21 protein-coding genes and 6 pseudogenes are annotated in these 24,702 nt (G+C 60.8%); 13 read left to right on the forward strand and 14 right to left on the reverse strand.

Annotated elements, in window-relative coordinates:
* Nucleotides 1-65 precede the first annotated feature (65 nt).
* Genes ABFT80_RS23165 through ABFT80_RS23175 form a run of 3 tightly spaced genes read right to left on the reverse strand, consistent with a single transcriptional unit; the run spans nucleotide 66 to nucleotide 736 of the window.
* The gene (locus ABFT80_RS23165; RefSeq protein WP_347974324.1) at nucleotides 66-302 is read right to left on the reverse strand and encodes a transposase; all 237 of its coding nucleotides are present in this window, start codon (nucleotides 300-302) and stop codon (nucleotides 66-68) included.
* Nucleotides 303-509 (reverse strand): hypothetical protein, encoded by a 207-nt coding sequence (locus ABFT80_RS23170; protein WP_347974325.1) that lies wholly within the window; start codon nucleotides 507-509, stop codon nucleotides 303-305. It abuts the gene before it with no gap.
* Complete coding sequence (locus ABFT80_RS23175) at nucleotides 506-736, reverse strand: hypothetical protein (protein WP_347974326.1); 231 nt, start codon at nucleotides 734-736, stop codon at nucleotides 506-508. Before ABFT80_RS23175 ends, ABFT80_RS23170 begins: the two co-directional genes overlap by 4 nt.
* Before the next feature lie 303 nt (nucleotides 737-1,039).
* On the opposite strand from ABFT80_RS23175, the gene ABFT80_RS23180 reads away from it, so the two are divergent.
* Nucleotides 1,040-1,681: an NAD(P)-dependent oxidoreductase gene (locus tag ABFT80_RS23180; protein WP_347974416.1), complete on the forward strand. Its 642-nt coding sequence runs from the start codon at nucleotides 1,040-1,042 to the stop codon at nucleotides 1,679-1,681.
* Between the two features lie 158 nt (nucleotides 1,682-1,839).
* On the opposite strand, the gene ABFT80_RS23185 is transcribed toward ABFT80_RS23180, so the two are convergent.
* The 7 genes and pseudogenes from ABFT80_RS23185 to ABFT80_RS28150 form a co-directional block, all read right to left on the reverse strand.
* Nucleotides 1,840-2,751, reverse strand: coding sequence for an HAD-IC family P-type ATPase (locus tag ABFT80_RS23185; RefSeq protein WP_347974327.1), 912 nt, complete (start codon nucleotides 2,749-2,751; stop codon nucleotides 1,840-1,842).
* Nucleotides 2,684-4,021, reverse strand: coding sequence for an HAD-IC family P-type ATPase (locus ABFT80_RS23190; RefSeq protein ID WP_347974328.1), 1,338 nt, complete (start codon nucleotides 4,019-4,021; stop codon nucleotides 2,684-2,686). The genes ABFT80_RS23185 and ABFT80_RS23190 overlap by 68 nt, the downstream gene beginning before the upstream one ends.
* Before the next feature lie 25 nt (nucleotides 4,022-4,046).
* A complete protein-coding gene (locus ABFT80_RS23195; RefSeq protein ID WP_347974329.1) occupies nucleotides 4,047-4,427 on the reverse strand; it encodes a cation-transporting P-type ATPase in 381 nt (126 codons plus the stop codon).
* Nucleotides 4,428-4,568: 141 nt separating this feature from the next.
* Nucleotides 4,569-5,133: pseudogene (locus ABFT80_RS23200) on the reverse strand (aldehyde dehydrogenase family protein); the annotation flags it as partial.
* 72 nt (nucleotides 5,134-5,205) lie between these two features.
* Nucleotides 5,206-6,231, reverse strand: coding sequence for an alcohol dehydrogenase AdhP (gene adhP / locus ABFT80_RS23205; RefSeq protein ID WP_347974330.1), 1,026 nt, complete (start codon nucleotides 6,229-6,231; stop codon nucleotides 5,206-5,208).
* Nucleotides 6,232-6,293: 62 nt separating this feature from the next.
* Nucleotides 6,294-6,710: pseudogene (locus ABFT80_RS28145) on the reverse strand (phosphoketolase family protein).
* 26 nt (nucleotides 6,711-6,736) lie between these two features.
* Nucleotides 6,737-7,368 (reverse strand): annotated as a pseudogene (locus ABFT80_RS28150) (phosphoketolase family protein).
* Nucleotides 7,369-7,623: 255 nt separating this feature from the next.
* On the opposite strand from ABFT80_RS28150, the gene ABFT80_RS23215 reads away from it, so the two are divergent.
* Nucleotides 7,624-7,992 (forward strand): hypothetical protein, encoded by a 369-nt coding sequence (locus tag ABFT80_RS23215; protein WP_347974331.1) that lies wholly within the window; start codon nucleotides 7,624-7,626, stop codon nucleotides 7,990-7,992.
* A gap of 74 nt (nucleotides 7,993-8,066) precedes the next feature.
* Entirely contained in the window at nucleotides 8,067-8,594 is a 528-nt protein-coding gene (locus ABFT80_RS23220) for a GNAT family N-acetyltransferase (RefSeq protein ID WP_347974332.1), read from the forward strand.
* Nucleotides 8,595-8,918: 324 nt separating this feature from the next.
* On the opposite strand, the gene ABFT80_RS23225 is transcribed toward ABFT80_RS23220, so the two are convergent.
* The gene (locus ABFT80_RS23225; protein WP_347974333.1) at nucleotides 8,919-10,835 is read right to left on the reverse strand and encodes a sensor domain-containing phosphodiesterase; all 1,917 of its coding nucleotides are present in this window, start codon (nucleotides 10,833-10,835) and stop codon (nucleotides 8,919-8,921) included.
* A 418-nt stretch (nucleotides 10,836-11,253) separates the two neighbouring features.
* Between ABFT80_RS23225 and ABFT80_RS23230 the strand changes: the two genes are divergently transcribed.
* Both ABFT80_RS23230 and ABFT80_RS23235 read left to right on the forward strand, forming a co-directional pair.
* The gene (locus ABFT80_RS23230) at nucleotides 11,254-11,502 is read left to right on the forward strand and encodes a type II toxin-antitoxin system Phd/YefM family antitoxin (protein WP_347974334.1); all 249 of its coding nucleotides are present in this window, start codon (nucleotides 11,254-11,256) and stop codon (nucleotides 11,500-11,502) included.
* Nucleotides 11,503-11,694: 192 nt separating this feature from the next.
* Nucleotides 11,695-12,566, forward strand: a pseudogene (locus tag ABFT80_RS23235) (lactate dehydrogenase); the annotation flags it as partial.
* Between the two features lie 211 nt (nucleotides 12,567-12,777).
* On the opposite strand, the gene ABFT80_RS23240 reads toward ABFT80_RS23235, so the two are convergent.
* The gene (locus tag ABFT80_RS23240) at nucleotides 12,778-13,635 is read right to left on the reverse strand and encodes a helix-turn-helix domain-containing protein (protein ID WP_347974335.1); all 858 of its coding nucleotides are present in this window, start codon (nucleotides 13,633-13,635) and stop codon (nucleotides 12,778-12,780) included.
* On the opposite strand from ABFT80_RS23240, the gene ABFT80_RS23245 reads away from it, so the two are divergent.
* From ABFT80_RS23245 to ABFT80_RS23280, 8 genes and pseudogenes are all read left to right on the forward strand, one after another.
* Complete coding sequence (locus ABFT80_RS23245) at nucleotides 13,564-13,806, forward strand: hypothetical protein (RefSeq protein WP_347974430.1); 243 nt, start codon at nucleotides 13,564-13,566, stop codon at nucleotides 13,804-13,806. The two genes, ABFT80_RS23240 and ABFT80_RS23245, sit on opposite strands and share 72 nt — an antisense overlap.
* A gap of 182 nt (nucleotides 13,807-13,988) precedes the next feature.
* Nucleotides 13,989-19,259 carry an autotransporter domain-containing protein gene (locus tag ABFT80_RS23250; protein ID WP_347974336.1) on the forward strand — a complete coding sequence of 1,757 codons (5,271 nt, stop codon included), beginning with the start codon at nucleotides 13,989-13,991 and terminating at the stop codon, nucleotides 19,257-19,259.
* 181 nt (nucleotides 19,260-19,440) lie between these two features.
* Complete coding sequence (locus ABFT80_RS23255; protein WP_347974337.1) at nucleotides 19,441-19,809, forward strand: invasion associated locus B family protein; 369 nt, start codon at nucleotides 19,441-19,443, stop codon at nucleotides 19,807-19,809.
* Nucleotides 19,810-20,198: 389 nt separating this feature from the next.
* Nucleotides 20,199-20,447, forward strand: coding sequence for a hypothetical protein (locus ABFT80_RS23260; protein ID WP_347974338.1), 249 nt, complete (start codon nucleotides 20,199-20,201; stop codon nucleotides 20,445-20,447).
* A gap of 480 nt (nucleotides 20,448-20,927) precedes the next feature.
* Nucleotides 20,928-21,487, forward strand: a pseudogene (locus ABFT80_RS23265) (hypothetical protein).
* A gap of 331 nt (nucleotides 21,488-21,818) precedes the next feature.
* Nucleotides 21,819-22,085 (forward strand): annotated as a pseudogene (locus tag ABFT80_RS23270) (ArdC-like ssDNA-binding domain-containing protein); the annotation flags it as partial.
* Nucleotides 22,086-22,751: 666 nt separating this feature from the next.
* A complete protein-coding gene (locus ABFT80_RS23275) occupies nucleotides 22,752-23,063 on the forward strand; it encodes a DUF736 domain-containing protein (RefSeq protein ID WP_347974339.1) in 312 nt (103 codons plus the stop codon).
* Between the two features lie 300 nt (nucleotides 23,064-23,363).
* Nucleotides 23,364-23,528, forward strand: coding sequence for a hypothetical protein (locus ABFT80_RS23280; RefSeq protein ID WP_347974340.1), 165 nt, complete (start codon nucleotides 23,364-23,366; stop codon nucleotides 23,526-23,528).
* A 64-nt stretch (nucleotides 23,529-23,592) separates the two neighbouring features.
* On the opposite strand, the gene ABFT80_RS23285 is transcribed toward ABFT80_RS23280, so the two are convergent.
* Together ABFT80_RS23285 and ABFT80_RS23290 are read right to left on the reverse strand one after the other, a co-directional pair.
* Nucleotides 23,593-23,871 carry an HU family DNA-binding protein gene (locus tag ABFT80_RS23285; RefSeq protein ID WP_347974341.1) on the reverse strand — a complete coding sequence of 93 codons (279 nt, stop codon included), beginning with the start codon at nucleotides 23,869-23,871 and terminating at the stop codon, nucleotides 23,593-23,595.
* 157 nt (nucleotides 23,872-24,028) lie between these two features.
* Nucleotides 24,029-24,271 (reverse strand): WGR domain-containing protein, encoded by a 243-nt coding sequence (locus tag ABFT80_RS23290; RefSeq protein WP_347974342.1) that lies wholly within the window; start codon nucleotides 24,269-24,271, stop codon nucleotides 24,029-24,031.
* Nucleotides 24,272-24,702 lie beyond the last annotated feature (431 nt).

The following is a 24,702-nucleotide window of genomic DNA, read 5'->3' on the forward strand; positions in this document are numbered from 1 at the left end:
GTAAACGCATCCAGGTCCAGTGTCACTGAAGACATGCTCGAACCAGCGAGGCGTCGAATCTGGTCTTACATCGGGATGTAGCCCTTCTTGTGGAGTTGCCAGTCGAACGCCTTCATCACCCGCTTCAGCGTTCCCGTCTCCGCCAGCCTGTTGCGAAAGTGCCGGATGGTGTTCTCGTCAGGCGTCGGCGCACCGAGATCGAAGACGAGGAACCGCATCCAGGAGAGCCGGTCGCGGATCATGAACTCCATGCGCGCGTCGCTGAGATTGTGCTGCGCCTGCAGGATCAGCGCCTTGAACATTCACACCGGGTCGAACGGCGGCCGACCGCCCTTCGGGCCATCACCATAGCCCAGCCCCTCGACCAGCCAGCCTTGGAAATGCTCAAAATCCACCGTCGCCTCGAGCGTCTCCAGCGGGTCGCCGTTCTTGCTCAGCCGTTCGAGATGCTCACAGAGACCGTTGTTCCATTGCCCTGCCTCCAAATCACGACAGAGCAAGTGAATCACAAAATTGCCAATCCCGCGAGGTTGTTGCGGGTGTCCGTCTGCCAACCGGCTAGGCACAATGGCACGATACAAAGCGGCTGCACGTGAAGGACGAAGTGATAAAGAAAGTAGTTGGCGGCCACGATACAGGCGATACTGAGGATGACCACGTGCCAGGCACCTGCTGGCGTCAACGCCTCAAGGTCGTCCTCGATCTGACGCAGGGCCGCCTGAAACCGGCCTGCCAATCGCTCATGTCCGTGTCGGATCATGCACGACACCGTTTCATGCTTGCGGCACTTCCCGCTGCCGGAGAAACGCCGTCATGCTGTAGGCCTGTGCCTCGCAAGGAGCTGACATCGCAGACGACTGCACTGGCCCAAAATAGCTAACGCAAAGAAACGGCTATTGATAAAACGCGGTGTTGTATAACGACGCCGTCATTGTCCATAGAAGAAACCACACTGGCACCGCAGGATTATCGCTTTTGATCGAAGTCAATTGCGCGCTCTTTCTAAACCTCTAGGCTGGTCGAGAGTTCATTGGAAAATGTGGCAACCGATATGCAATTGTTTGTTCTGGGCGCTTCAGGCGGGGTAGGGCCCAACCTACTGAAGCAGGCAATCGCACGCGGACATCACATCACAGCACAAACGCGCAACGCGGGTAAATTGACGGAATCGGCAGCAGTCCGCGTCATCGTCGGTTCGGCGACAGATGAAGCGTTCTTGAAACAACATCTCGCCAGCCACGACGCCGTCGTGATTGCCATCGGCATCGACAGACTTGGTAGAACAACATTGTTCTCCGAGGCCAGCGAGGCTGTAATCGCTGCGATGCAGACCGCTGGCGTCAAACGCCTCGTGGCGATCACGGGGATCGGGGCGGGGGACACCAGAGGACATGGCGGATGGCTCTACAATCTGGTCATCTATCCTCTTTTCACCCGCAATCGCTACGCCGACAACGATCGACAGGAGGCACTCGTCGAGCAAGCCGATCTGGACTGGACGGTCGTTCGTCCCGCTCCCTTCGCCGCCCGTGCCGGCAGTGGGCAACTACAAGTGGTTACGGAAATTCCGGAGACGCTGCAACTGCGCTCCATTACCCGCGCGGAGGTCGCCACATTCATTCTCGATTGCATCGAGAATGACAGCTTCATACGTCAAAAGCCCTTTATCGGCCACTTTTGATGCAAGTTGGGGCAGGCGACAGATTGTCTCCCGCTTAGCCGTCTGCGTCATGGGCCATACTGCCCGCGCCGAAACCCCGCTGAATTCTTGCCAAGGCCATCTCTCAAGGCCTCCGAGCGCTCGTAAGGTTCTGTCATGGCGTGTGGTCTTTTGTTGTGTCAGATCATGAATTCCTTGTGGCCGTTGCTCTGCGACCGGAGCGTCCATTTGCGAATCTCGCCGAACCAAAGCACACTGCTGCCTATCGCGATGCAGACCAGCCACTGTTCTAGGGGCAGGGGAACGGTTCCGAACGCCACGTTGAGCGGCCCGAAGTTGACCACGGCGATCTGCAGGAGGACGGACAGTCCGATCGCCGCCCACAGCCACCGGTTCACAAACAGATGGCTAAAAGCGCTGGTAGTCTCGAACCGAGCATTGAAACAATTGAACAACCGGGCAAGCACCAGCACGGTGAATCCGGCCGTGCGCGCCTGATCAAGAGTCTGGGAACCCTCGATCAGTCCTCCGGGCAGGTAGAGATCGATGGTGAGCAATGTCGCCAGTGCCATAACCAGGCCGATCTCGATCTCGATCACGCCGCGCCACATGCGCGCATCGATGGCGCGCTCGTTCGCCTTGCGGGGCGGGCGAGCCATCACGTCGTCGGTTTCCGGATCGATTCCCATGGCGAGCGCGGGACCGGAATCGGTGATCAGGTTGATCCAGAGGATCTGGGTGGCAAGAAGTGGCAGCAGCAATTCGCCGCTCCCGCCGCCCAGCCCGATCACGCCAGCGCCGACGACGCCGAGGAACACGGTCAGAACCTCGCTCATGTTGGATGACAGCAGATAGCGGAGGAACTTGCGGATATTGTCAAAAATGCCGCGCCCTTCCCGCACCGCCTCGACGATGGTGGCGAAATTGTCGTCGGCCAGGATCATCTTGGCCTCCTCCTTGGTGACTTCGGTGCCGGTGATCCCCATCGCCACGCCGATATCGGCAGCCTTCAACGCCGGAGCATCATTGACACCGTCGCCGGTCATCGCCACCACATTGCCATCGGCCTGCAGCGCATCGACGATGCGCAACTTGTGCACGGGCGCGGCGAGCCTCCGCTATCGCGACCGCTGCTTCCTCACGCGGCGGGTCGATGATGCCGACGGTGCCGACGAAAATCAGGTCGTGCTCCAGAGCCTCGCTGGCTTGCGGGTCCTCTTCGGCTCGCAGCGGCCGATAGGCGACCGCCAAGGTTCGCAACGCCTCGTCCGACAGGCGCTCCACGTCGGTGTGTGTGCGTGAACGCTGCGCCTCGTCGAACGGGACCACCTCCATGCCAACCCGGATGCGTTTGCAATGCCGCATCAGCACATCGAGCGCACCCTTGGTGATGAGGATGCGCTCGCCGTCGTGCTTGTGGTCGAGTTCGATGGTCGACATCATCTTGCGGTTGGAACTGAAAGGGATCTCGCCGACACGCTCGAAGCGCCGCTGGCGGCGGTCCTCCACGCCAAGCTTGCGTTCAGCCACGAGAAATGCGGCTTCGGTCGGGTCGCCATGGATTTCCCAAGCTCCATCTTCCGTCTCCCGCAGCCCGGCATTGCCTGCTAGGCTCCCACCGCTCAGCACGACGATCTGCTCTGCGCGAAGCGATCCTTCCAGTGCACCTCCGCCCTCGGCCTCCAGGCGGCCGAGTGGGGCGTAGCCAACGCCGGTGACGCGGCTGCCGCCGGACGCCGTCATGATCCGCTCGATCGTCATCTCGGAGCGCGTCAGGGTACCGGTCTTGTCCGAGTAGATCACGGACGCTGAACCAAGGGTCTCAACCGACGAGAGCGTCTTGACCACGGCGTTGCGCTTGGCCATGCGCTGGACCCCAAGCGCCAGCACGAGCGACAGGATGGCAGGAAGACCTTCAGGCACGGCCGCGACCGCCAGCGAGACGCCAAGCAGCAGCACGGTGATGACGTCCGACGGGCCTTTGATGTCGGACACCAGCAACACCGTGGCGACCACGATTATGGCAATGATGACGACCGCGATGCCGAGCATTCGCCCGATCAATGCCACTTCCCTTTGAAGGGGCGTCGGCTCATCGACCGTTGAGTCGAGCATGGTTGCGATGGCGCCCATCTCGGTCTGCATGCCGGTCGCGGTGACGACGGCACGGCCGGTCCCCTGGACAACCGCGGTGCCCTTGAACACCATGCAGTACCGCTCTGCCAGAGGCGCGGGTTCCTGTAACGCTGCTGCGTCTTTCAGAACCGCCTCGCTTTCACCGGTGAGCGAGGCTTCCTGCACCTTCAGGCTCGCCGCGCGCAGCAGCCGACCATCCGCTCCGACCGCGTCGCCTTCCTCCAACAGCAAAATGTCGCCCGGGACCAGCTCAGCGCTCGGAATGCGCCTTCTCACCGTCGCGCAGTACAGAAGAGGTGACAGCCGTCATGCGCGCAAGAGCCGCAACGGCGTTGGCGGCCCTTGCTTCTTGCACGAAGCCAAGAACCGCATTGGCCACAACCACCATGGCGATGATGATCGCGCCGAGCAGCAGATAAACGAGCGGGTCCTGAAACTGGGCAAGCACGCGGCGCCCAGTCGGTATCGGCGCAACCGCCCGCAGTTCGTTGCGGCCATATTCCGCCAGACGTCGCGGCACCTCAGTTCCGGTCAGGCCGTACTCGGCGTCGCTGCCAAAATTGTGCACGACAGCATCGGCTGCCCGCAGCGGGTAGTCGTTGAGCGGGGAAGAATGGCGTCGTCCGTTCAAATCGCTACCCTTAACCTCGGGATCCACACTCGTACCGATCGTGCTCGGCCACTATAGCCGACAAGACCGCGAGAAGCTCCTCACCACAAGGGTAGCGGGCTGATCCGACTAGAACCGGGCGTCGATGTCGACGACGTTGATCGCGTAGAGGTTCTGGAATGCACCGTCCGGCAGACTTGCTTCCTTCATCAATTTCTCGAAGGCCGCCGCGCTTTGCGGGACGTTGGAGGCGTGTTTGAGCAGCATCGTGTTGCCGGCCGACAGCTGCGGGGCGATGATCCGGGCGATCTGGTAGTAGGGAAAATTCCAAGGATCGATCGCCAACAACACTCCGAGCGGTTCGTGGACAAGCGTGGCTTCGCCCTCTGCAGGGTTCGTTCACCGGCAGTTTTTCAGGAGCCAGCAGCCTCTCGGGGTTCCTGACATAGTATTCGAAGATCGCCGGCGACAGTTCCACCTCCGCTTTGGCTTCTGAAACGACCTTGCCCATTTCGAGAGTGAGCAGTTTGGCGTAGCTATCGACATCCTCGCGCACGATGTCGGCGGCGTTTTGCATCACCTTGGCACGTTCGCTGAACGGCGCGTCCTTCCATGGCAGGAACGCCGCATTGGCCTTGCCGATTGCCTGCCCGACCTCATTGTCGGTGGCGTCGGCAAACGTCTTCACCACTTCTGCGGTAAAGGGATTGATGGTTGTGTAGGCCATGAGACTTACCTGTCGTTTCGTGGCGGCCTGTTCAGGAAGTCCGGCGTTGCTGGTTCCAAGCGGCTGCCGCCCCTAGTGAAGCTGCAGCACGATCCGGCCATCGATGCCGCCTTCTTCCATGCGGGCGAAGATGGCGTTAATGTTCTCTAGCTTGTCCCAGGCGAAATGCGCGGCCACCGCGCCATTACCGGCGAAGTCGAGGGCTTCTTCGAGATCCTGGCGCGTGCCGACGATGGAGCCGCGTACGGTGATGCGCTTCAGCACGGTATCGAAGATGGGCATGGCGAATCTGCCTGGCGGCAGTCCGACGAGCGCCATCGTCCCGTGAGCGCGGAGCGCGCCGAAAGCCTGCTCGAAAGCCTTGGGGGAGACTGCGGTGACGAGAACCCCGTGGACGCCGCCGAGCCTCTTTTGCAGTTCGACCGCGGGGTCGGTCTCGCGCGCATTGATCACGATCTCCGCGCCAAGCTTGGTGGCCAGGGCCAGTTTGTCGGCATGGACGTCGATGGCCGCGACATGCATGCCCATCGCCTTGGCATATTGGACCGCCATGTGGCCAAGCCCCCCGATGCCGGAAACTGCCACCCATTCGCCCGGCTTGACCTCGGTTTCCTTGAGGCCCTTGTAGACCGTGACGCCAGCGCACAGGATCGGCGCGGCCGGCCCCCAGTCGAGGTTGTCCGGCAGGCGGCCGACATAATTTGGATCGGCAAGCGCGTATTCGGCGAAGCTGCCATTGACCGAGTAGCCTGTATTTTGCTGTACGCCGCAAAGCGTCTCCCAGCCAGTCCGGCAGTGTGGGCAATAGCCGCAGGCCGTGTGCAGCCACGGCACGCCGACCCGATCGCCTTCCTTGACCCTTTTTACCTCACGTCCGATACCGATGACGGTGCCGACCCCCTCATGGCCGGGAATGAAAGGCAGCGTCGGCTTGACCGGCCAGTCCCCCTTCACGGCATGAAGATCGGTATGGCATACACCTGTTGCGGCAATCTTGACCAAGATCTGGTCGGGACCGGGTTCGGGAATCGGTACGTCTTCAATCACCAACGGCTTGCCAAACTCACGTACAATGGCAGCCCTCATCATATTGCTCATTTGACGTTCCCTTCTGTTTATCTACCAGTAATGAAGACGCTAGCCCTGCGCATTGATTGAGATCAAGGGGCCAGCGCCGCGATCTCGGTGCGAAGCCGTCCTGTCTCGGTAAACAGCTCCTCAGGACGATAGCTCCGCAGCCACTCTTCGAGCAGTTGCAGATGCTCGGGCTTCGACATGTCGCTGAAGGGCAAATGATGCGAGCGCCAGAAGCCCTCGCTCTTTAGGCCGTCGACGGTCTTTGGCCCGGTCCAACCTTTGGGTCTGCGCAGTACAATCATAGGCCAGCACGGCCGCTCGGTCTCGCCATCCTCACGCGCTGTCTTCTGGGTAGCCGCAATGCTTGCGAAGGCGTTGGCCAAGGCCGCTGCCAGCGCCTGATGCAACGCCTCCGGCTAGTCACCCTCTACGAAAAGAGGAGCGTAGCCATAACCGCGAAGCAACGCCTCCAGTTCCTCCGGCGGGATGCGCGACAACACGGTCGGGTTTGCGATCTTATAGCCGTTCAGATGCAGGATAGCAGGACGACGCCGTCAGCGACCGGATTGAGAAACTTGTTGGAATGCCAGAACGCTGCGAGTGGGTCGGTCTCGGCTTCGCCATCGCCGACGACGCTGGTTGCGATCAGATCCGGACTGTCCAGGACCGCTCCAAAGGCGTGCGCCAGCGCAAGCCGAGTTCGCCGCCCTCGTGGATAGAGCCCGATGTTTCGGGCGCGGCATGGCTGGGAATGCCCCCCGGAAACGAGAACTGCCGCACGAAACGACGCAAGCCGTCTTCGTCCTGTGAAATTTCGGGATAGAGTTCGCTATAGGTTCCTTCCATATAGGTGTTGGCCCCACGCTCGGCGCGCCATGGCCAGGGTGGCGATGTAAGAACATTCAGATCTTTGGCTTTGATGACGCGGTTTAGGTGGACGTAGATGAAGTTCAGCCTTGGCGTCGTACCCCAGTGGCCGAGCAGACGTGGTTTGACATGCTCGATTTTCAGCGATTCGCGCAGAACGAATGTCGAGCAGATGCACTGACCAACGGATAAGAAGTTCGCAGCACGCCACCAGGCATGCATCGCGTCCAGCACGTTGGACGTTAGGATCCCTTGCGGCGTGTTCGAGTTTTCCGGTTTGCTTGACGCCATGCCAAAATCTCTTGGCTTCACTATGTTGCCGATGGCCTATCATCGTTTGTGCGACTAACCTGTATGCCATCCTCCAATGGCCGGATCCGTTGAATGGCAATGCGCGCCACAAGCGCCGCTCCTTGCTTTGCATTGCGGTGATCGCAGACTGTACGGGGAGACCCGCGATCGTATGCACTAGACAATCCCGGCTCTATGCTTGGCCGAAACGATGAATACGCGATTGGAGTAGACGCGGAGACGAACTCAATTGCCTTGATTCTTCTACTAGCTGTCGTGATCAGTGGCGCGCTGGCGCGCATGTCACCGATCGCCCTGCAGGCGGTCGATAAAGCTCAACATGATATGGACGCGGGACGGGCCGACGCCGATCTTTACGCCGATGCCGGAGCACGCGTCATGGAGCTTTACCGCCAGCGCATCGACGGCCGCTCCAAGACCGGTGAGGAGCGTGATCTGGCTAGAAGGATCGATGAGATCGAACGCAAGCTTCGGCTTGCGGGTCTGCGCGCCGAGCGAGACCAGATCTACCGGATCGCTCGCGGTCGGGGCCTAACAGATGAGACTGCGCGCAAGCTTGTCAGGGAAGTCGATCTGCTGGAAGCGAGGTTCAGAACAACATGATGTGCAAAATTTGCGGAAATGTCGTAGAGATATGCGATCGTGAGCGAACGATGTAAGCCGCTGGAGGAAAAAGTATGACCATTGATGACTGGAGCCGTGACTTGGTCACCCGGACTGGGTTCAAGTTTCATGTCCGGCCTGCTCGCTCCGAAGACGAAGCGAACCTGGCCGAATTTTTTACGCACGTAACGCCTGAGGATTTGCGTTTTCGGTTTCTGACCACGGTGAAGGAAGTGAGCCATGATCGTCTTGTTGAGATGACGCAAGTCGATCATCTACAAACGGAGAGCTTCGTGGCGTTTGCTGATGGCGGTAAATCGATCATTGCCACAGCCATGCTGGCCTGCGACTCCGCTCTCGATCGGGGAGAGGTCGCGATTTCCATTCGTCACGAAGACAAACACAAAGGGGTTGGGTGGGAGCTGCTCAGCCATATTGCCCAATACGCTGAAGCGAAAGGCGTCAGGACGATCGAATCACTTGAGAATCGCCAGAACCATCAGGCGATTGAACTTGAACGTGAGCATGGTTTTGAGGCCGAACCCTATCCCGACGATGCAACGCTCGTAATCCTTCGGAAGAAAATAGGGAGCGGTGGATAGACCGGTTCCACGCGTTGGTTGATGTGGGCCGACCTTTCTACCTGCGCCCTCCAAAATCGCTGCGTAGCGACTGAAGATGAAAGAGACCGAGCCACTGAGCGCTTGCCGCCCCGTGACGGTCTCGATGTTGACGCCGTAGAGAATGTACTTCGCGCCTCCCTCCGCCAACGGTGGCTTTTATCACTCCAGGCAACCACCAAGTCCCGCTACGAGATTGCAGCAGGGACCAAGCATTTCACATGAGAAACCGAGTTTTCGATCGGGGCCTTTAGGCGTTCGGCTATCTCAAACGCACGTCGAAGGCACGGTGGTGACCGAGCCCAGTCAGTCTCTCTGTGATTGCAAGGGGGCGGAGCTGTCCTTCGGGGCGAGCATTCGCAAGTTCAGGCTTGCCTCCCCAACAATGGGTTGCACGAACCGCTTCAAAAGGCCTGTCGCTATCTTGCGTGGTACTGCTTGTGAGAACAAATATCCTTGACCGAGCTGGCAACCGATCTCCACGAGTAGACTTGCCTGGGCCTCATTCTCGATGCCTTCGGCAATGACCCGGATGTCGAGCTTGCGAGCGATGCCGATCAGTCCCTCGACGATCGCCAGGCTTGGATCGCCCTGAACAAGGCGGTCAATGAAGGACCTGTCGATCTTGATGATATCGATAGGCACCGTCAGCAAATGCGTAAGCGAAGCGAAGCCAGTTCCGAAATCATCGAGTGCGACCCGCAGACCATGGGCGCGCAACGCCTTGATCTCCCGCGCGACGACCGGGTCGCGCTGACCGAGATAGACCGACTCCGTGACCTCCAGAATGATATGTTTCAAGGGGACGTTCTCACGACCGAAAGCGGCTTCGAGACGCGCATAAAGAGTGCCGCTGTGAAAATCGGCCGAGGCGATGTTGATGCCGACATGCTGCAGCGGAATACCTTGATCCAGCCACGAGCGCGCGTCCGCCGCGACGATTGCCATCATGCGTTCCGTCAGATGCGAAGCGACGCTGACATCGGAGGTCGCATGGTGAAACGCAGCTGCGGAAACGACCTCTCCATCCGGCTTGCGAAGGCGGCAAAGAGCCTCCATGCCGACGATCGCCCGGGTGTCCAGACGCAGGATCGGCTGATAGAACGCGTCGATCCGTCCTTCGCGTAACGCCGCATCGACGTCGCGGATCACCTCGATGCGGTTTTTGATAGCACTGCCGATTCCCGGCCAGTAGAGTACGAAGCTCCCAGGCGAGGTTTCCTTGGCGTGGTAGAGTGCAAAATCGGCGCGCTGGCGCACGCCTTTCGCATCATGGTCGTTGGCTGCCAGCACCGCGCCGCCGATTGTTGCCCGCGGTAGGATCATGTGCCCGTCACAGTCGGCGGGCACGGACAGGGTGTCGAGAATATGATGCGCCGTACTCTCGATGCCGGTGGCCGCTCCGGCTCGCTGGAGGATTACGGCGAACTCGTCGCCACCCATGCGGAACACCCGGTCAGGCGCCACGCTTTCGGCGATACGGGAAGCTGCCGCCTGCAAAAGAGCGTCGCCGGCCGCATGGCCGAAGGTGTCGTTGATGGTCTTGAGGTTGTCGAGATCGACGACCAGGAGCGCCCAAGTGCCTGGTTCGGCACAAGACAAGCGCTCCAGAGCGATATCCAGGCTCGCCCTGTTCGGCAAATCTGTGAGGGCATCGACATAGGCTCGGCGCTCGCGCTCGATGACCCGCTGGTGGCGCTCAAGCGCAATGGCGCACAAGGAGGTGCAAGAGGCGACGATTTCCTCCTCGCGCGCGGTGGGTCCGCGCTTCTCTGGGAAGTACAGGGCAAAAGTGCCAAGCACCGCGCCCCTTGCGTTGCAGATCGGGCTCGACCAGCAGGCGTTCAGTCCCAGCGCCAGGACTGGCGCCTTAAAGTCGATCCAGCGCGGATCGGTCGCGATGTCTTGGGCAGCGACGGCCTTTCCGAAATAAGCCGCGCTGCCGCAGGAACCCACCAGCGGGCCGATCATCAAGCCTTCAAGCAGAGCCGTATATCCATCCGGGAAGCTGGAACCCGCGAGCGGATGCAGGAGCCCGTTACGGCCAACCCGCAGAACGGAGCACCATACGCCCGGCAGCAGTTGTTCGATCCGACGGCAAAGATAGTCCGACGTCGCCTCCAGCGGTTCGCCCCGGGCAATCATTTCGAGAATACTGTTCTGGAGACGCAGCACGTTATCCGCCAATCCGTGGTTTATAAATCCCGAGCCAGTCTGTAGCATTCCCGCTGAAATCATTGTGAAGAGACAAAGTGTACAACCTGATAATATCAGGAGATTGACTTTTTTGTTTTCACTTTCGTCACGGAACTTAAGCGAACTGTGAATTCCCCCCGAGACGCCGCGTTCTGAAATCATGTCCGTCGGCAGGCGACGGAGATGAGAAGAGCCGATACATCAATCCTGTTCTCACTAACGTTGGAAACGCCGAAGGGGGCTATGCTGTGCTGTTGTCCGCGCCCGGCCCGCGGGAAATGCCGAAGGCTCGCAACTTGCCGCACCCATATCTTCATCTCGATGAGATCCCCATTCGCACGCGTGATTTTCGATGAGGCGAAAGCGGTGGCAATCCGCACCGAATTTCCTATATTGCTGAGAATAGCTAATTCACCTATTTTAGCTGAAAGCAAGGAGATAGGACATGGCCAGCTTTTCATTGACCGATCTTGGAAACCGCTCCGGCGAAGTCGTCGAGGCAGCGTTCCGTGGCCCGGTCGATATCACCAAACGCGGGAAGCGGAAATTCGTGCTACTCACGGCCGAGCAGTTCGACCGCCTGACCGAGGCCGCACAGCGGGCACATCGTGTGGAAGACCTGGCAGGCGCAGAGCGTGATGAGATCCTGGCGGGCCTCGAGGCGGTAGCGAAGGAGGGTGGTAGAGGTGATTGATCCCCGGCACGGGGATGTCATCCCGTATTCGTCTCTATGGGCGCGTGAATACGAACGCGGCGAGGAAAGCGGCCGCAAGGCGCGACCAACCTGCGTCATCATGATCGTCGCGGGCAAGGAAGGAAAATCAAAGCCGCTGCTCTTCCCGGTCACCAGTCGACCGCCCATAGCCAGCGAGCGGGCGATCCAGATAACCAGCACGACGAGGTCGATATCTTCGCCTATGCAACGGAGGGATCGCTCGACGCCACGATGTGGCAGAACAACGAGCGCAAGGCTCGGTTCATCGCAGCAGCGCTTTCGGGTGACACTTCGGTCCGGCGTCTTGAAGATCTCGGTGAGGGTCAGGCCAACCAGTTCGCCATGGCCAAGGCCAGCGTCGGGCGATCAGCGCCCGATGCAGAAAGCTGGACTCGAAGCCGATATCGCCCGGCTGGAGCGCCTGCGCCGCCCATATCGACGATCAGCACGCCGTTCGCCGACAGCTTCGCGACGCCGAACGCGATATCGAGCTCTGCACGCGGCGTATTGCTGAAATCGGCCGCAATATCGAGATTTTGGTTCCGACCGCCAGTGACGCATTCACCATGACGGCGGCCGGCAAGGTCTATACCGAACGCAAGGAGGCAGGTCGCGCGCTCATGAAGGAGATCCTGACCTTGGTGCAGCTTCAGCAGGAAGGCCAGAGCATCATAGGCTCCATCGGCGGTTTCGATCTCGAATACGACGGCCAGCGCTTCGGCCAGGAAGGCTATCGTTATACCACCATGCTGTTGCGCACCGGCGCCGATTCCGAAATCGAGCTTGCCATGACGGTCGCGCCGTTTGGAGCGATTTCTCGACTCGAGCACGCGCTCAACGATTTCGAGGGCGAACGCGAGCGGTATCGCCAGCGCCTAACTGACGCCCGCCGCAGGCTCGCATCGTACCAGTCTCGGGACAATGGTGCCGAGTTCGCCTTCGCCGGTGAACTGGCCGACAAGCGACGGCAGCTTGGGGTGGTGGAGGCGGCGCTGCCGGCGAACGTTGAAACAATGGCCGCACCTCTAAGGGATGCCGCCTAGCGCCGGGGTGGGCGGGCCGACAAAAGCCCGCGTGAACCACATCGGGTAGACTAGTTACACTACGGCGGTCGTTCGGCTCGACGGCGGCTCGAACTTCGTGAAAATGCTGACGCTTAAAAGCAATCATGGTTCTGGGATGGATGCGATCATACGGCCTTGGGTCAGACTTGCTGCGCGAAAGACTGCAAGGGTTCCAACGCCTCGGTAAGGCTTACGAGCTTATTCCCAGGAGCCAGCGTTCGATGTCTGCGCCTATTGTTGCAAAATCGGCCACGTTCGAAGTGGCATCGCCTTGGGCTTGTCTGCGCAGATCCGAAGGCGGATAACCAAATTCATGCACGAAGGCCCGCCGGAAGTTGCGCTCGTCCACGAGTCCCCATCGACGGCCGATCTCCGCCAACGCCAGCTCGGGAAAGCGGTTGGAGACAATATCGCGCTGTATGGCGCCCAGGCGCATGCGCCGGATGACGGACGCAATATCCGCGCGTTCGCCCATCACACGGTAAAGTCGCGATCGCGAGATATCGAATTCACGACAAATGAGATCGACGTCGAGCTCTGGATCGGCGAGGCGGGTGGCGATGAAACGGCGGATAGATGTGGCCTGATCGATTTTGATAGCGTCACCCAGGCGCGGTGTCGGCGCAGACCCGCCGAGGCAGGTGGCCAGAAGAGCCAGGCTTGAGCGCTCAGCGCAGGCTATGTCTCGTAGGGGAAGGCGTTGCGGCAGCTTGTCCAGCGACTGCAGAAGGCCGCCCAGGATGACCGCTTGAGCGGTTTCAGGTGCACACGCACGGCCGTCAAGGGCCGGTTGCCATGCCATGTGTCTGTCGAGCACCGCGCGCGGAACGATCAGGGCAAGCCATTCTGCCTCCTCGAGGACGATATTCATGGGAGTGGCGAGCCGCGAGACAAGTGCGGCCCCCGGTCCCGCCGCGAACTTGCGTGCGGCAATATCTCCGACGATGCGGCCGCTTTCAATCAGATTGATCATGACGTGATCACGCCGTATGCGTTTGGCCCGGTTTCTGTCGCGCTCGTAGCGAAACGTTCCGGAACGGATGCGCATGGTGCGCAGGTCACCGATGCTGCGCGAAACGAACTAGCCGTTGAAATCGTCAGGATCGGTGATCTGGACATTCCCGGCCGCCCCCATCACGTCGCGCCACAGCGCAATCCGGTCGGCGGCTCTCGTGCTGTGATCAACATGGAGGTGAAGATGGGGCATAGTATATGTTAGCACATCGAGCGGGCAAATCATCTCAAAACGTCGAAAGAGCCAGTCATTTTGCCCGGTGAAGATGTATTAAGATTGACCTATGCGCGCCTTCTGAATGAGATCGGGGCGCGCGTGGCAACCGATGCTCGCACACACGCGCGATGAAAATCAAAGAGTGACGGGCCGAGAAGTCGTGACGGGGAATGGAACAGGCTTTCACATCAAAGCGCGGACTGGCCGGGGTATCGATTATAGCGCTCTTGGCAGCCAGCGGCTATGCCCTTGGCCAAAGCATTACAGCCACTGGCGACATCAACCCTGCATTCCCCTCACCCACCTCCCAATGGAATGTCGGTTCCCTTTCCATCGGGACCATTGGAACGGGCGTGCTGACCATTGATGCGGGTGGCACAGTTACAAGCACCGACGGCGACATCGGCATCCACGACGGCTCCAACGGCATAGTGACGGTTTCGGGCGCGAATGCACGGTGGCAGAATACGGGGGGTCTGTGGGTCGGCGAATTTGACGGGTCCAACGGCACGCTGACTATCGGGGCTGGCGGCACGGTTACCAACCGCGAGGCCTATATCGGTCTCTACGACGGCTCCAGCGGCACAGTGACAGTCTCGGGCGCTAATGCGCGGTGGCAAAATTCGGGCAATCTTTTTGTTGGCCTGATGGGCGATGGCCAGTTGACCATCTCCGACGGCAGCCTCGTCCAGGTTCTTGGTGGTGCCGCTGCAACGATCGCATTCGATACCGGCTCGATCGGCACACTGAACCTCAACGGTACAGCGGGCGCGCGAGGCACGCTGGAAGTCATGCAGGTTGAAGCTGGCGGCGGCGCCGCGAGCCTTGCTTTCGATGGCGGCATGCTGCGCGCCACCGCCGACCAGACAGATTTCCTGCGTGGCTTTGCGCCTGGCGAAGTCACTATCAGTGGCAACGGCGCTTTTATCGACAGCAACGGCTTTGACATCGGAATCGGGACCAGCCTTCAGGGTACCGGCGGGCTGACCAAACTCGGCTCCGGCGCGCTGACGCTGAGTGGCGACAGCAACTATGATGGTGACACCGTCATCAATGGAGGAACATTGCGGATCGCCAATGGCGGCTCCGTCAGCAACGCCATCGGATTTATCGCCATGGCCGCAGGCTCCAGTGGCACGGTGACGGTCTCGGGCGCCGATGCGTTGTGGCGGAACTCCTCAGGACTCTATGTCGGCGACTACGGCACCGGCACTCTGGCTGTAGAAGATGGCGGCGCGGTGATAAATACTGCCGGCTATATCGGCAACGCCGCCAGCTCCAGCGGCGCTGTGACAGTGTCGGGCGTCGATGCTTTATGGCAGAATTCGGAGAGTCTGTTTGTTGGTTACGCTGGCACCGGCTCGCTCGTCATCGAAAACGGCGGCACGGTCACCAATGATTTCGAAGGCTACATTGGCTATTGGGCTGGCTCGTCTGGCACAGTTGAGGTCACAGGCCAGGGGTCCACATGGGAAAACAATTGGGAACTCCATGTCGGCGAGTACGGGACCGGCGTGCTGGCCGTTGCCGACGGCGGGCAGGTCTCCAGTGGATACAGCTATATTGGTTATGACACCGGTTCTTCCGGTAAGGTCGACGTATCGGATTCTGGCTCGACCTGGGGGACGACGACCCTGTTTGTCGGCAACTACGGTGAAGGCACGCTTGACGTTTCAAATGGTGGCAGCGTCACCAGCAGAGAAGGGATCATAGCTAACGCAGACACCGGCCCCGGTACGGTAGAGGTAACCGGCCAGGGATCGAGCTGGGACATCCGTCAGGGCCTTGCTGTCGGCCTCGACGGCAACGGCGCCCTGACCATTGCCGACGGCGGTAAGGTCGTCAACGGTGACTATGGCTATATCGGTTGGAACCCAGGTACATCGTCGGGCACTGTCGTCGTCACGGGCCAGGGATCGCAGTGGCTGAACGGCGCAGATCTCCGGGTGGGGAATTCCGGCACGGGCACGCTGACCATTGCCGATGATGGCCTTGTTCGTATCGGCAACGGGACCGGAATCGCGGCGGTCGCCGAATTCTCCACTTCGACGGGGACGCTTAATATCGGTGCATCAGCGGACGACGATGCGGGAGCGGCCGGCACGCTTGCAGCCGGCTCGGTCGCATTCGGCGCAGGAACCGGCGCACTCGTCTTCAATCACACGGGCAATCCCGACGGATCGGACTATGTATTCGCGCCAGTGATCACGAGCATTAATCAGACCGCCAGCATCAGCCAGATCGCGGGCACGACGATTCTGACCGGCGACAGCTCCGGATTTTCAGGTGCGACGACGATCTCCGGCGGCGCGCTGCTGTCGAACAATGTGCTCGGCGGCACGGTAAACGTCGAGACCGGGGGCACACTTGGTGGCTCTGGCATGGTCGGGACGACGATGGTGGCCGATGGTGGGATCATCGCTCCCGGCAACTCGGTGGGAACGCTGACGGTCGCTGGCGACCTGATACTCTCATCCGGCTCGATCCTCGACTATGAACTCGGTGGGCCGGGTGCGGCCGCCGGGGGAGGCATCAGCGACCGCATCGATGTGACCGGCAACCTCGCCCTGAACGGCACGCTGAATCTGGGGCAAAGCGGCGATGCAGGCGATGGAACTGTCGGTTTCGGTTATTACCGCCTGATGACCTATGGGGGAACTCTGTCGGACGCGGGGCTGACGATTGGAACGATGCCGCTTCTTGCCGCCGACGACTATGAGATCCAGACCGGCGGCGGCAATGTCGACCTGTTCATCGCCGCGTCCGGAATCCCCGGCGACGATACCCTGCAACACTGGCAGGGTGGCGATGGCATATGGAACACCGGCAATCCGCAATGGCTGAACCAGGTCGGCGATCTGGCCGCCGCCTGGGCGGGGAACCATGCCGTGTTCAAGAATGAGCCGGGCGGCTTTAACGGCGGCACAATCGCGGTCGATGGGGCGCAGAGCTTCAAGGGGCTACAATTCGTCGACCAAGGCTACCGGCTCGAAGGCTCGGGCCAGATCGTGGTGGATGGTTCCGACCGGGCCGACGGCAATGCCGAGATTCGCGTGCTTGCCGACCGGGCCGAGATTGCCACCGTGATCAGCGGAACGGGAGGCATCACCAAGACGCAAGCTGGCATGTTGATTCTGTCGGGCGAAAATACCTATCAGGGTGGCACTTCCCTTCTCGGTGGCGCCGTACAGGTCTCGGAAGACGCCAATCTCGGTGCTGGCAGCGGCGCACTCACTTTTGACGGCGGCGCACTGGCGACCACATCGAGCTTCGAGAGCGGCCGGGAGATCAACATCGCCGGTAGTGCCTTGATAGATGTCGCGACCGGAACAACGCTTGTGCTGTCCGGCGTCATCAGCGGGAACGGGAACCTTGCTCACCGAACGGAGGGCACACTCGTGCTATCGGGCGCGAATACCTATGACGGCATGACAGTGGTCAACACAGGTACTTTGATCGGCAATGCGTCTTCGATCCGAGGCACGGTAGCCAATGGGGGCACTGTCGTTTTCGATCAGATCACCGACGCGAGCTATTCAGGCGGTTTTATCGGCAATGGAGGTACCTACGGCTCCATGATCAAGCGCGGTGGCGGCACGCTGACGCTCGATGGCAATTCTGCGCTCGACTGGAACATCGAGGCGGGCTGGCTCGTCACATCGGCTGCACGCTTCGGCGGCGATGCAGCCATTGGCTCCGGCGCAAGACTGAATTTCGAGCAGCCGGACGACTACAACTATGCCGGTGTCCTGTCCGGAACCGGCACCTTCAGCAAGTCAGGGTCCGGTTTCCTTCAAATGTCCGGCGACAGCTCCGGCTTTGCCGGAACGACCGCCATTGCCGACGGCATTCTCTCCGTTGGCGGCAGCGCCAATGCCGCCCTCGGTGGCACGCTCATAGTAGATCAGGACGGTACACTCGCCGGAACCGGCACAGTTGGATCGACAATGATCCTGTCAGGAGGCACACTTTCGCCCGGCAATTCGATCGGCACGCTGACGGTCAACGGCGATCTGATCTTCGAGACCGGCTCGCGCTTTGCCGTCGAAGTCAATCCAGAAGGCACGGACAGCGACCTCGTGCATGTTACCGGCGATGCCACGCTCAATGGCGGTTCGGTCGCCCATATCGGCGCCAATGGCAATTATGAGCTGAGGTCCTCGTATACGATCCTTACGGCCGACGGCACGCTCAGCGGTGCCTTTGATGACGTAACTTCCGACTTCGCCTTTCTGATACCCTATCTCGCCTATGACTATGGCGCAGGCTCGATCAGCCTTGATCTCGCCCGCAACGGCCGCGACTTTGTGTCGGTCGCACTGACGCGCAACCAGATCGCAACGGCAAACGCTATCGAGAGCATCGGCTTGGCCGCCGGCAATCCGGTCTATGATGCCATTGCCCTTTTACCCGACGACATCGATGTCGTGCGCGCCAGCTTCGATGCGCTTTCCGGCGAGATACAAGCCTCTGCAAAATCGGTGTTGATCGAGGACAGCCGGTTCCTGCGCAACGCTGCCAATGATCGCATGCGCGCGGCGTTTGCAACGCCCGGCGCGTCCATTGCACCGATCCTTGCCTATGGGCCCGGCGGACCGACCCTGGCGTCTGCAACCGCCGATAGCCTGGCCGTTTGGACGCAGGGCTTCGGTTCCTGGGGAAGCTTCGACGGAGATGGCAACGCCGCTGATCTCGATACATCGACAGGCGGCTTCCTAATCGGCGCTGACGCGCCGATTGGCGATTGGCGCCTCGGGCTCCTGGCCGGCTATAGCCACACCAGCTTTGACGTGGACGAGCGAAATTCGTCCGGATCGAGCGACAACTACCATCTCGGCCTTTATGGCGGCAGTCAATGGGGTGATTTCAGCTTCCGGTCCGGCCTCGCCTACACTTGGCACGATATCGACACCAGCCGTTCGGTCGCCATTCCCGGCTTGTCGGATCGTCTGACCGGCAATTATGACGCCGGTACCGTTCAAGCCTTCGGTGAGCTCGGATATCGGGTCGACATGCCTTCCGTCTCCTTCGAGCCCTTTGCCAATCTTGCCTATGTGAACCTGCACACTGACGGCTTTATCGAGAGTGGCGGCGCTGCCGCACTGGCAGCGTCCGATCAGACGACCGATACTACATTCACCACGCTCGGCCTGAGGGCCTCAACCGGTTTTGCCATTGGCACGGTGCAGGCGACAGCACGCGGCATGCTCGGCTGGCGTCACGCTTTCGGCGATACCACGCCCCTTTCGACCCAGGCCTTCGCCGGCTCCGACGCCTTCACTGTCGCAGGCGTGCCCATAGCCGAGGACAGCGCCGTTATCGAGGCTGGTTTCGATCTTAACCTTAGCCCTGACGCCACGCTCGGCGTCAGCTATCACGGACAGTTTGGCGACGGCGCAAGCCAAAACGGCTTAAAGGCAAATATCGCGGTGAAGTTCTGAGCATGCGAAATGTTCGTTACAGGAGTTTCAATCGGACTCTTGGCGTCGTCGCGTTACTCCTCGCCAGCGCCAGCGGCGCTGGCCCAGGCAGCCCCGTCCCTTCCTGGCGGCGCATCATCCCTTCAGGAAACCTATCAGGATTGGCGCGTTTCCTGCCAGATCGTGCAGGCTCTGAAGCGGTGTGCCCATTTCTCAGCAACAGGCACAGCAGAACGGACAGCGCCTGCTTGCGATCGAAATGCAACCGAGCCCAACCAATACCATCACGGGCAATCTCGTCCTGCCATTTGGCCTTCTGCTTGATGCCGGCGTAGCGCTACAAATCGATGAACAGCCGGCCATGTGTCCGGCTCGATTCCGGACATGTCTGCCGGCCGGCTGTATCGTGACGCTCAGTCTGGATCAGGACAATCTCGCAAAGCTACGCACTGGCACTGCTTTGAAGCTCAGGGCAAAGTCAAGCGACACCGAGCAGGATGTTGCCTTCACCATCTCCTTGAAAGGGTTCTCAGCCGGACTCGACCGGATCAACACGCTCGTTGGCAACTGAACTTCGACATCCGGACAGGAGGCGGAAGCTCGGCCGTTCAACTGCGTTCACCTCCCCATCCCGTCCATGAAATGGCCGAACCAAAGATCCCGACTTCCGCAAGTCGAAACCGAGGCCTTTTTCGAGGGAAGGAGAGAGGGAATAGTATTCAAGAGAATAAGGAATCCGCTCGCAGAGCGGTCGGACCGCTGACGCTTGCGCTCAACCGCGCCTGCTCGCGATCCCGGCGGCTTCGGCTTCGTCATCGATCCGGAGCGACACGCGGTCTATGACGGTCCATCCAGCTTCATCGGCTGGCAGGGGAGGGACACATAATGCCCTCTCCAGATCGTCGAGCGCGGCTCTTTCGCATGGAGGAGGCTCGCCGGCAAATCCAGCGCTAGCTGGACATGATCGACCGGCAGATCACGCGGCTTATGACGGCGCTGATCCCGCAACTGCATCCGCGCCAGACCACGTATCGCCGGGGAAAGTCGCCAGACCCCGGCGCTTTCCTCGAACGATATCGTGCCAATCTGGCTGCCATTACCGCGGAGCGACAGCCGGAAATCGACGCCTTGACGCGCAAACTGGCACGCCAGGAAAGCGCTATCACGGCGTTGCGGGCGCAGCTCGACCCGGAAGAGCTGTGTGCGTGACGCGGATGTCGTTCTCGCCGCGGGACGACATTCATCCGTGACGACGATGCTGGTTGCAACCATGGTGAGCAGGCGACCCAAGGCAAATCCTGAATGCCCTTCGGGTGCGCGGCATGCCCTGGAACACCATGGCGGCGCGGGCCGACTGGACGCTTACCGAGGCGCATGCCGGTGTCGCAGACCATCCCTCGCCGCTCTTCCCGGCGGGTTTGCTGCGGTCTGAACCAGCGGCTGGCCCCTTCAAGGCCGCTATCGCGCCGCGGAGCGGCCGGAACCCCGCCGATCTCGTCAAGGCCGGCCCGCGTCCCACGCAGGGAGCCGTGAAGAACTGGCCCCGCTTGTCCGCAAGCCGACCTCGCTCGCCTGTCAGGGTCCGGACCCTGAAGGGTCCAGCTTCCGCCGGTTCCTTTCGACCACACCCGCAGGAAAGAACGGCCGAGGGCCGATCACCTGAAGGGCATCGCTAGAAAGGTAAGCTCAATGTCCAGTTCAACCCGCTCCTCCAAGTCCAAGGCCCGCGTCGTCCCGCTCCGCAAGGGCACGACCCTCGAAATGGTCCGGCTCTGCTGCCCGGCGGCAGACAGGCCGCCCTCATCTCCGAAAGCTTCGGTCTTCCGGTCCTCGACAGCGACGGCATCCGCGAATTCCACGAGCGCAGCCTGATCGAAGGCGCCGAAACCCTCTCCGACAAGGCGCTGCAGATCCACCTGCAGCGGATCGTCGGTTCCTATGTCGGTTCTGCCTGCGGGGCAGGCCAGTTCTACTCCAAGGCCGTCACCGAGGCGAAGGATGCCACGGCCAAGCTCGCCAACGACATCCGCGACGAGGATCTCGACGGCCCGGTGGGCTTCGACAGCAATGCTCAGCGCAAGCGCGAATTCGCCGCCGATATGGGTCTTCAGTCACACGCCCTGTGCATGGCCGCCGAGGGCGCCGTCGCGGCCTACGAGCATATCATCGGCGAAACCTGGAAGCCCTACGAGCGTCAGGTCGAGAACCCCGGCCAGACCATCAGCCGGCAGATGGCAGCTCTGGGCTGATCGCCCACCGGGGGCGGAGCTTCGGCTCCGCCCCATCTTGTCACACAGAGGCTGGCGTCCTTCGGGACGCCGGCTTCTTCGCATGTGTCGGGACATCCGAATCCGGTGAATGGAAACCGACTGAGAGGCCGTGCCGATCGCGACCGTCACGAACGCTGGTCCTGCTACGTCCTCGCCCCGCGAAACGGCAGCGCCGTCCTCCACTGACGTTGCGGCCCGCCTGCGACATTTCCTTCCGATTGCTCTTTTGCGGGTTCGCGGACCTGCGGTCCTGCGCGGTCGGACCTCGTGACGGCCGCGATCGGCGCGGCCTCAAACGGAGGTCCGGGAAATGGACAGAAAGAGCAGTAAAACCCGCGTCGATATCTACGCTAAGATCACCGACCGCATTGTAGCGGATCTGGAGAAGGGTGTGCGCCCCTGGGTGCAGCCGTGGCGCGCCGGGAATGCAGTTTGCCGCATCACGCGCCCGCTGCGCCAGAATGGTCTGCCCTACCAAGGCATAAACACGCTGTTGCTTTGGTCCGAGGCGACGGCCCACGGTTACGTTTCGCCCATCTGGATGACATTCAAGCAGTCCGTCGAGCTCGGAGCTCATGCATCTCCTCCGGCTGCACCATTTTTTATAAGGGGCTGAAGCAACCACCTCGCGCCGGGCTGGTCGGAAGGCCAGTCCCGGAAAGCCGGACCCTGGGACCAGATCGAGATATCGCCATCCACCTCGGTCGGCGTGGGAAGAAAGAGCGGAGAGCGGTCAGCAAGCCGCCGATGCCCGCAGTTGTGCAGGAGGGCTCCTTCGGATTCCTTGCCGTTTGTTGAGCACCGGTTGCTCGCCCGAATGAACACGACGAGACGGTGCTTGTGCGAAGCTTCGGCGAGAGCAGGGCTTTGCCTGAGCAGGCGGCTACGATCCTATGCGGCCGTTGCAGCGTCCGACAGACGTGATGGGGCCGATGGCGGTTCGCCAAGTCTCATTCCGGGATGTTTCCACAACGGGTACACCCATCAAGACGTCCTCGATGTGGCTTGTCTGACCGAAGGGCAGGGGCGCTGCGTCGCCCCTTCGATCTTAACCAGGCAATGGCCTCCGCGACTTTCTTCCCCTGCCGGCTGCGCCGTCATTCCACGCGGATCAAGAAAGTCTCTCCCGGCCCTCTTCCACGGTGTTCCAGCCCCTTCGGGGTGCAGGTCGATCGCCTCCGGTCCACCCGCCCTTATCGAGGTCGCGATGGGCGCGGCCCGAGAAACACAAGGATTGAAACACATGGCTACCATCGGCACCTTCACCTCCACGGGCAACGGCTTCTCCGGTTCGATCAAGACCCTGAACCTCAACGTCAAGGCCAAGCTGGTTCGCGTCGAGAACCCCTCCGACAAGGGACCGCACTTCCGCATCTTCGCCGGAGCAAGCGTTGAGCTCGGCGCCGCCTGGCAGAAGGTCTCCAACGAGGGCCGCGACTACCTCTCGGTCAAGCTGGACGACCCGAGCTTTCCCGCTCCGATCTACGCCACCCTGATCGAGGTGGAAGGCGAGGAGGGCCTGCAGCTTATCTGGTCCCGCCCGACCCGGGACTGAGGCTTCCGCCAGAAGGCCCCGCCGCAAGGCGGGGCGCTTCTTCGCGCTTGATGAAGCCGGAAACAGGCATCGAGCCTGCTTCCGGCTTTCTAGTGCCAACCGGTGGAGCAAGGGGTCTGCTCAGATCGTCCAAGTCTGCCATGCCGGCCCGAAGGCCTCAAGGACGAGCGGTTCCCCAAAATGCTGGCCGCATTTCGGCTCCCCCACTCGCCGCCGCTGGCGGTCGCTACGCGATCCCTGACCCCTCCGGTCCGCCATGACAGCCGGTGTCGTCTTTCACCAACGTCAAGGAGACGATCAATGTCGATCGATCAGCACATCGAGGAATTGAAAGCCGAGAGGCGCAACGCGGTGTATCCCGACGAGCGTCGCGAGATCGCGGCGGAACTGGCCAAAGCGATTGCCGAGCGAGACCTGCTTCTTGCCGAAGCCTACGGGCCATTCTTCGGCGAGCCTCCCTTTTAGAGAGGCTTTGGTCAGCGCCGCATCGGCTTCCGGATGCGAGCGCGTGCGGCACCGGCCGTTCGCCTCAGCCGTTAAGGGCATCCTTGATCGCCTTCGCCGTCGTGAAGGTCAGCTTCTTCGACGCCGCAATCTTGATCGTCGCACCGGTCGAAGGATTCCTGCCTTCGCGTTCCGGGGTATCCTTGATCTTGAATTTGCCAAACGCCGGAATGCTGGTCTCAGCGCCCGCCTTGGCGGCATCGGCGATCTGCTGGAACACGCTCTCGACGATCGTCTTGGCCTGAGCTTTCGTCAGGCTCTGCTCGGTTGCGATCTTGTCGGCAATCTCATTCGTTGTTGTCATTGAAATACCTTTGTGTTGGAAAGCCCCAGCCACCTATGACAACGAAATCCTTCCTTCGGAAGAGGCCAGGGATCCTATCATCCGCGCAAATCCACCGAAATCGGCTGGAATTCATGGATTCGGAAGCGGTTTCTGCATCGGTTCTTCGTAACCCGGCTCAATTCCGATAGCCGCGCCGCCGCTTGCTTCGTTCCAGCTTCGCCATGGTCGTCCCCGCCTCCTCGACTTCGTCGAAGGTTTCCATAATCGACTGGCCGTTCGTGCCGATGCGGCCCCAGTTACGGATGACGGACGCGCCGCCGAACAATGTCGGCTGGATGGCGAGCGTATAGAACCGGCGCATATTCTGCGTCGGGTCGATGCGGCGAAGATGAACCGGACCTGTCTCCTCGTTCTCCATGGCCGGAGTCTCGCTTCCTATGGAAGCGGCGTCCAACGCATTCCGTGAATCGCTCGGGCGTGACCGATTCATTTGAGTGATGACCCCTTTGGGGGACGGATCCGGCTTCCCACAACTTGGTGCTGTTGTGCCGGTACGATGACTTTCGACCGGAGGGATTGGGCGCGCCGCTCGGGGAGCGGTCGGCTCTACTCACGCCGCAAGGCGGCGTTCACGGAGCCCGTACGCGGTCTCCGCCATCCGGTAACGATCCTCGTGCGGCGCTTGATAGCGCAGCAAACGGGGAGGTCCGCGTGGTGTACCGGGCGGTGCTGCGCCGGCTGGTCGCTGGATGCGGTTCATTTCCTTGGTCCATCGGACACGCATCTTCAATTACGTCGCTAATCGGATGGAAACGGGTGGACTATTGGTTCGGCAAATGCGATATCCAT

This window comes from Foliimonas ilicis, assembly GCF_039939195.1.
Taxonomy (GTDB): domain Bacteria; phylum Pseudomonadota; class Alphaproteobacteria; order Rhizobiales; family Rhizobiaceae; genus Foliimonas; species Foliimonas ilicis.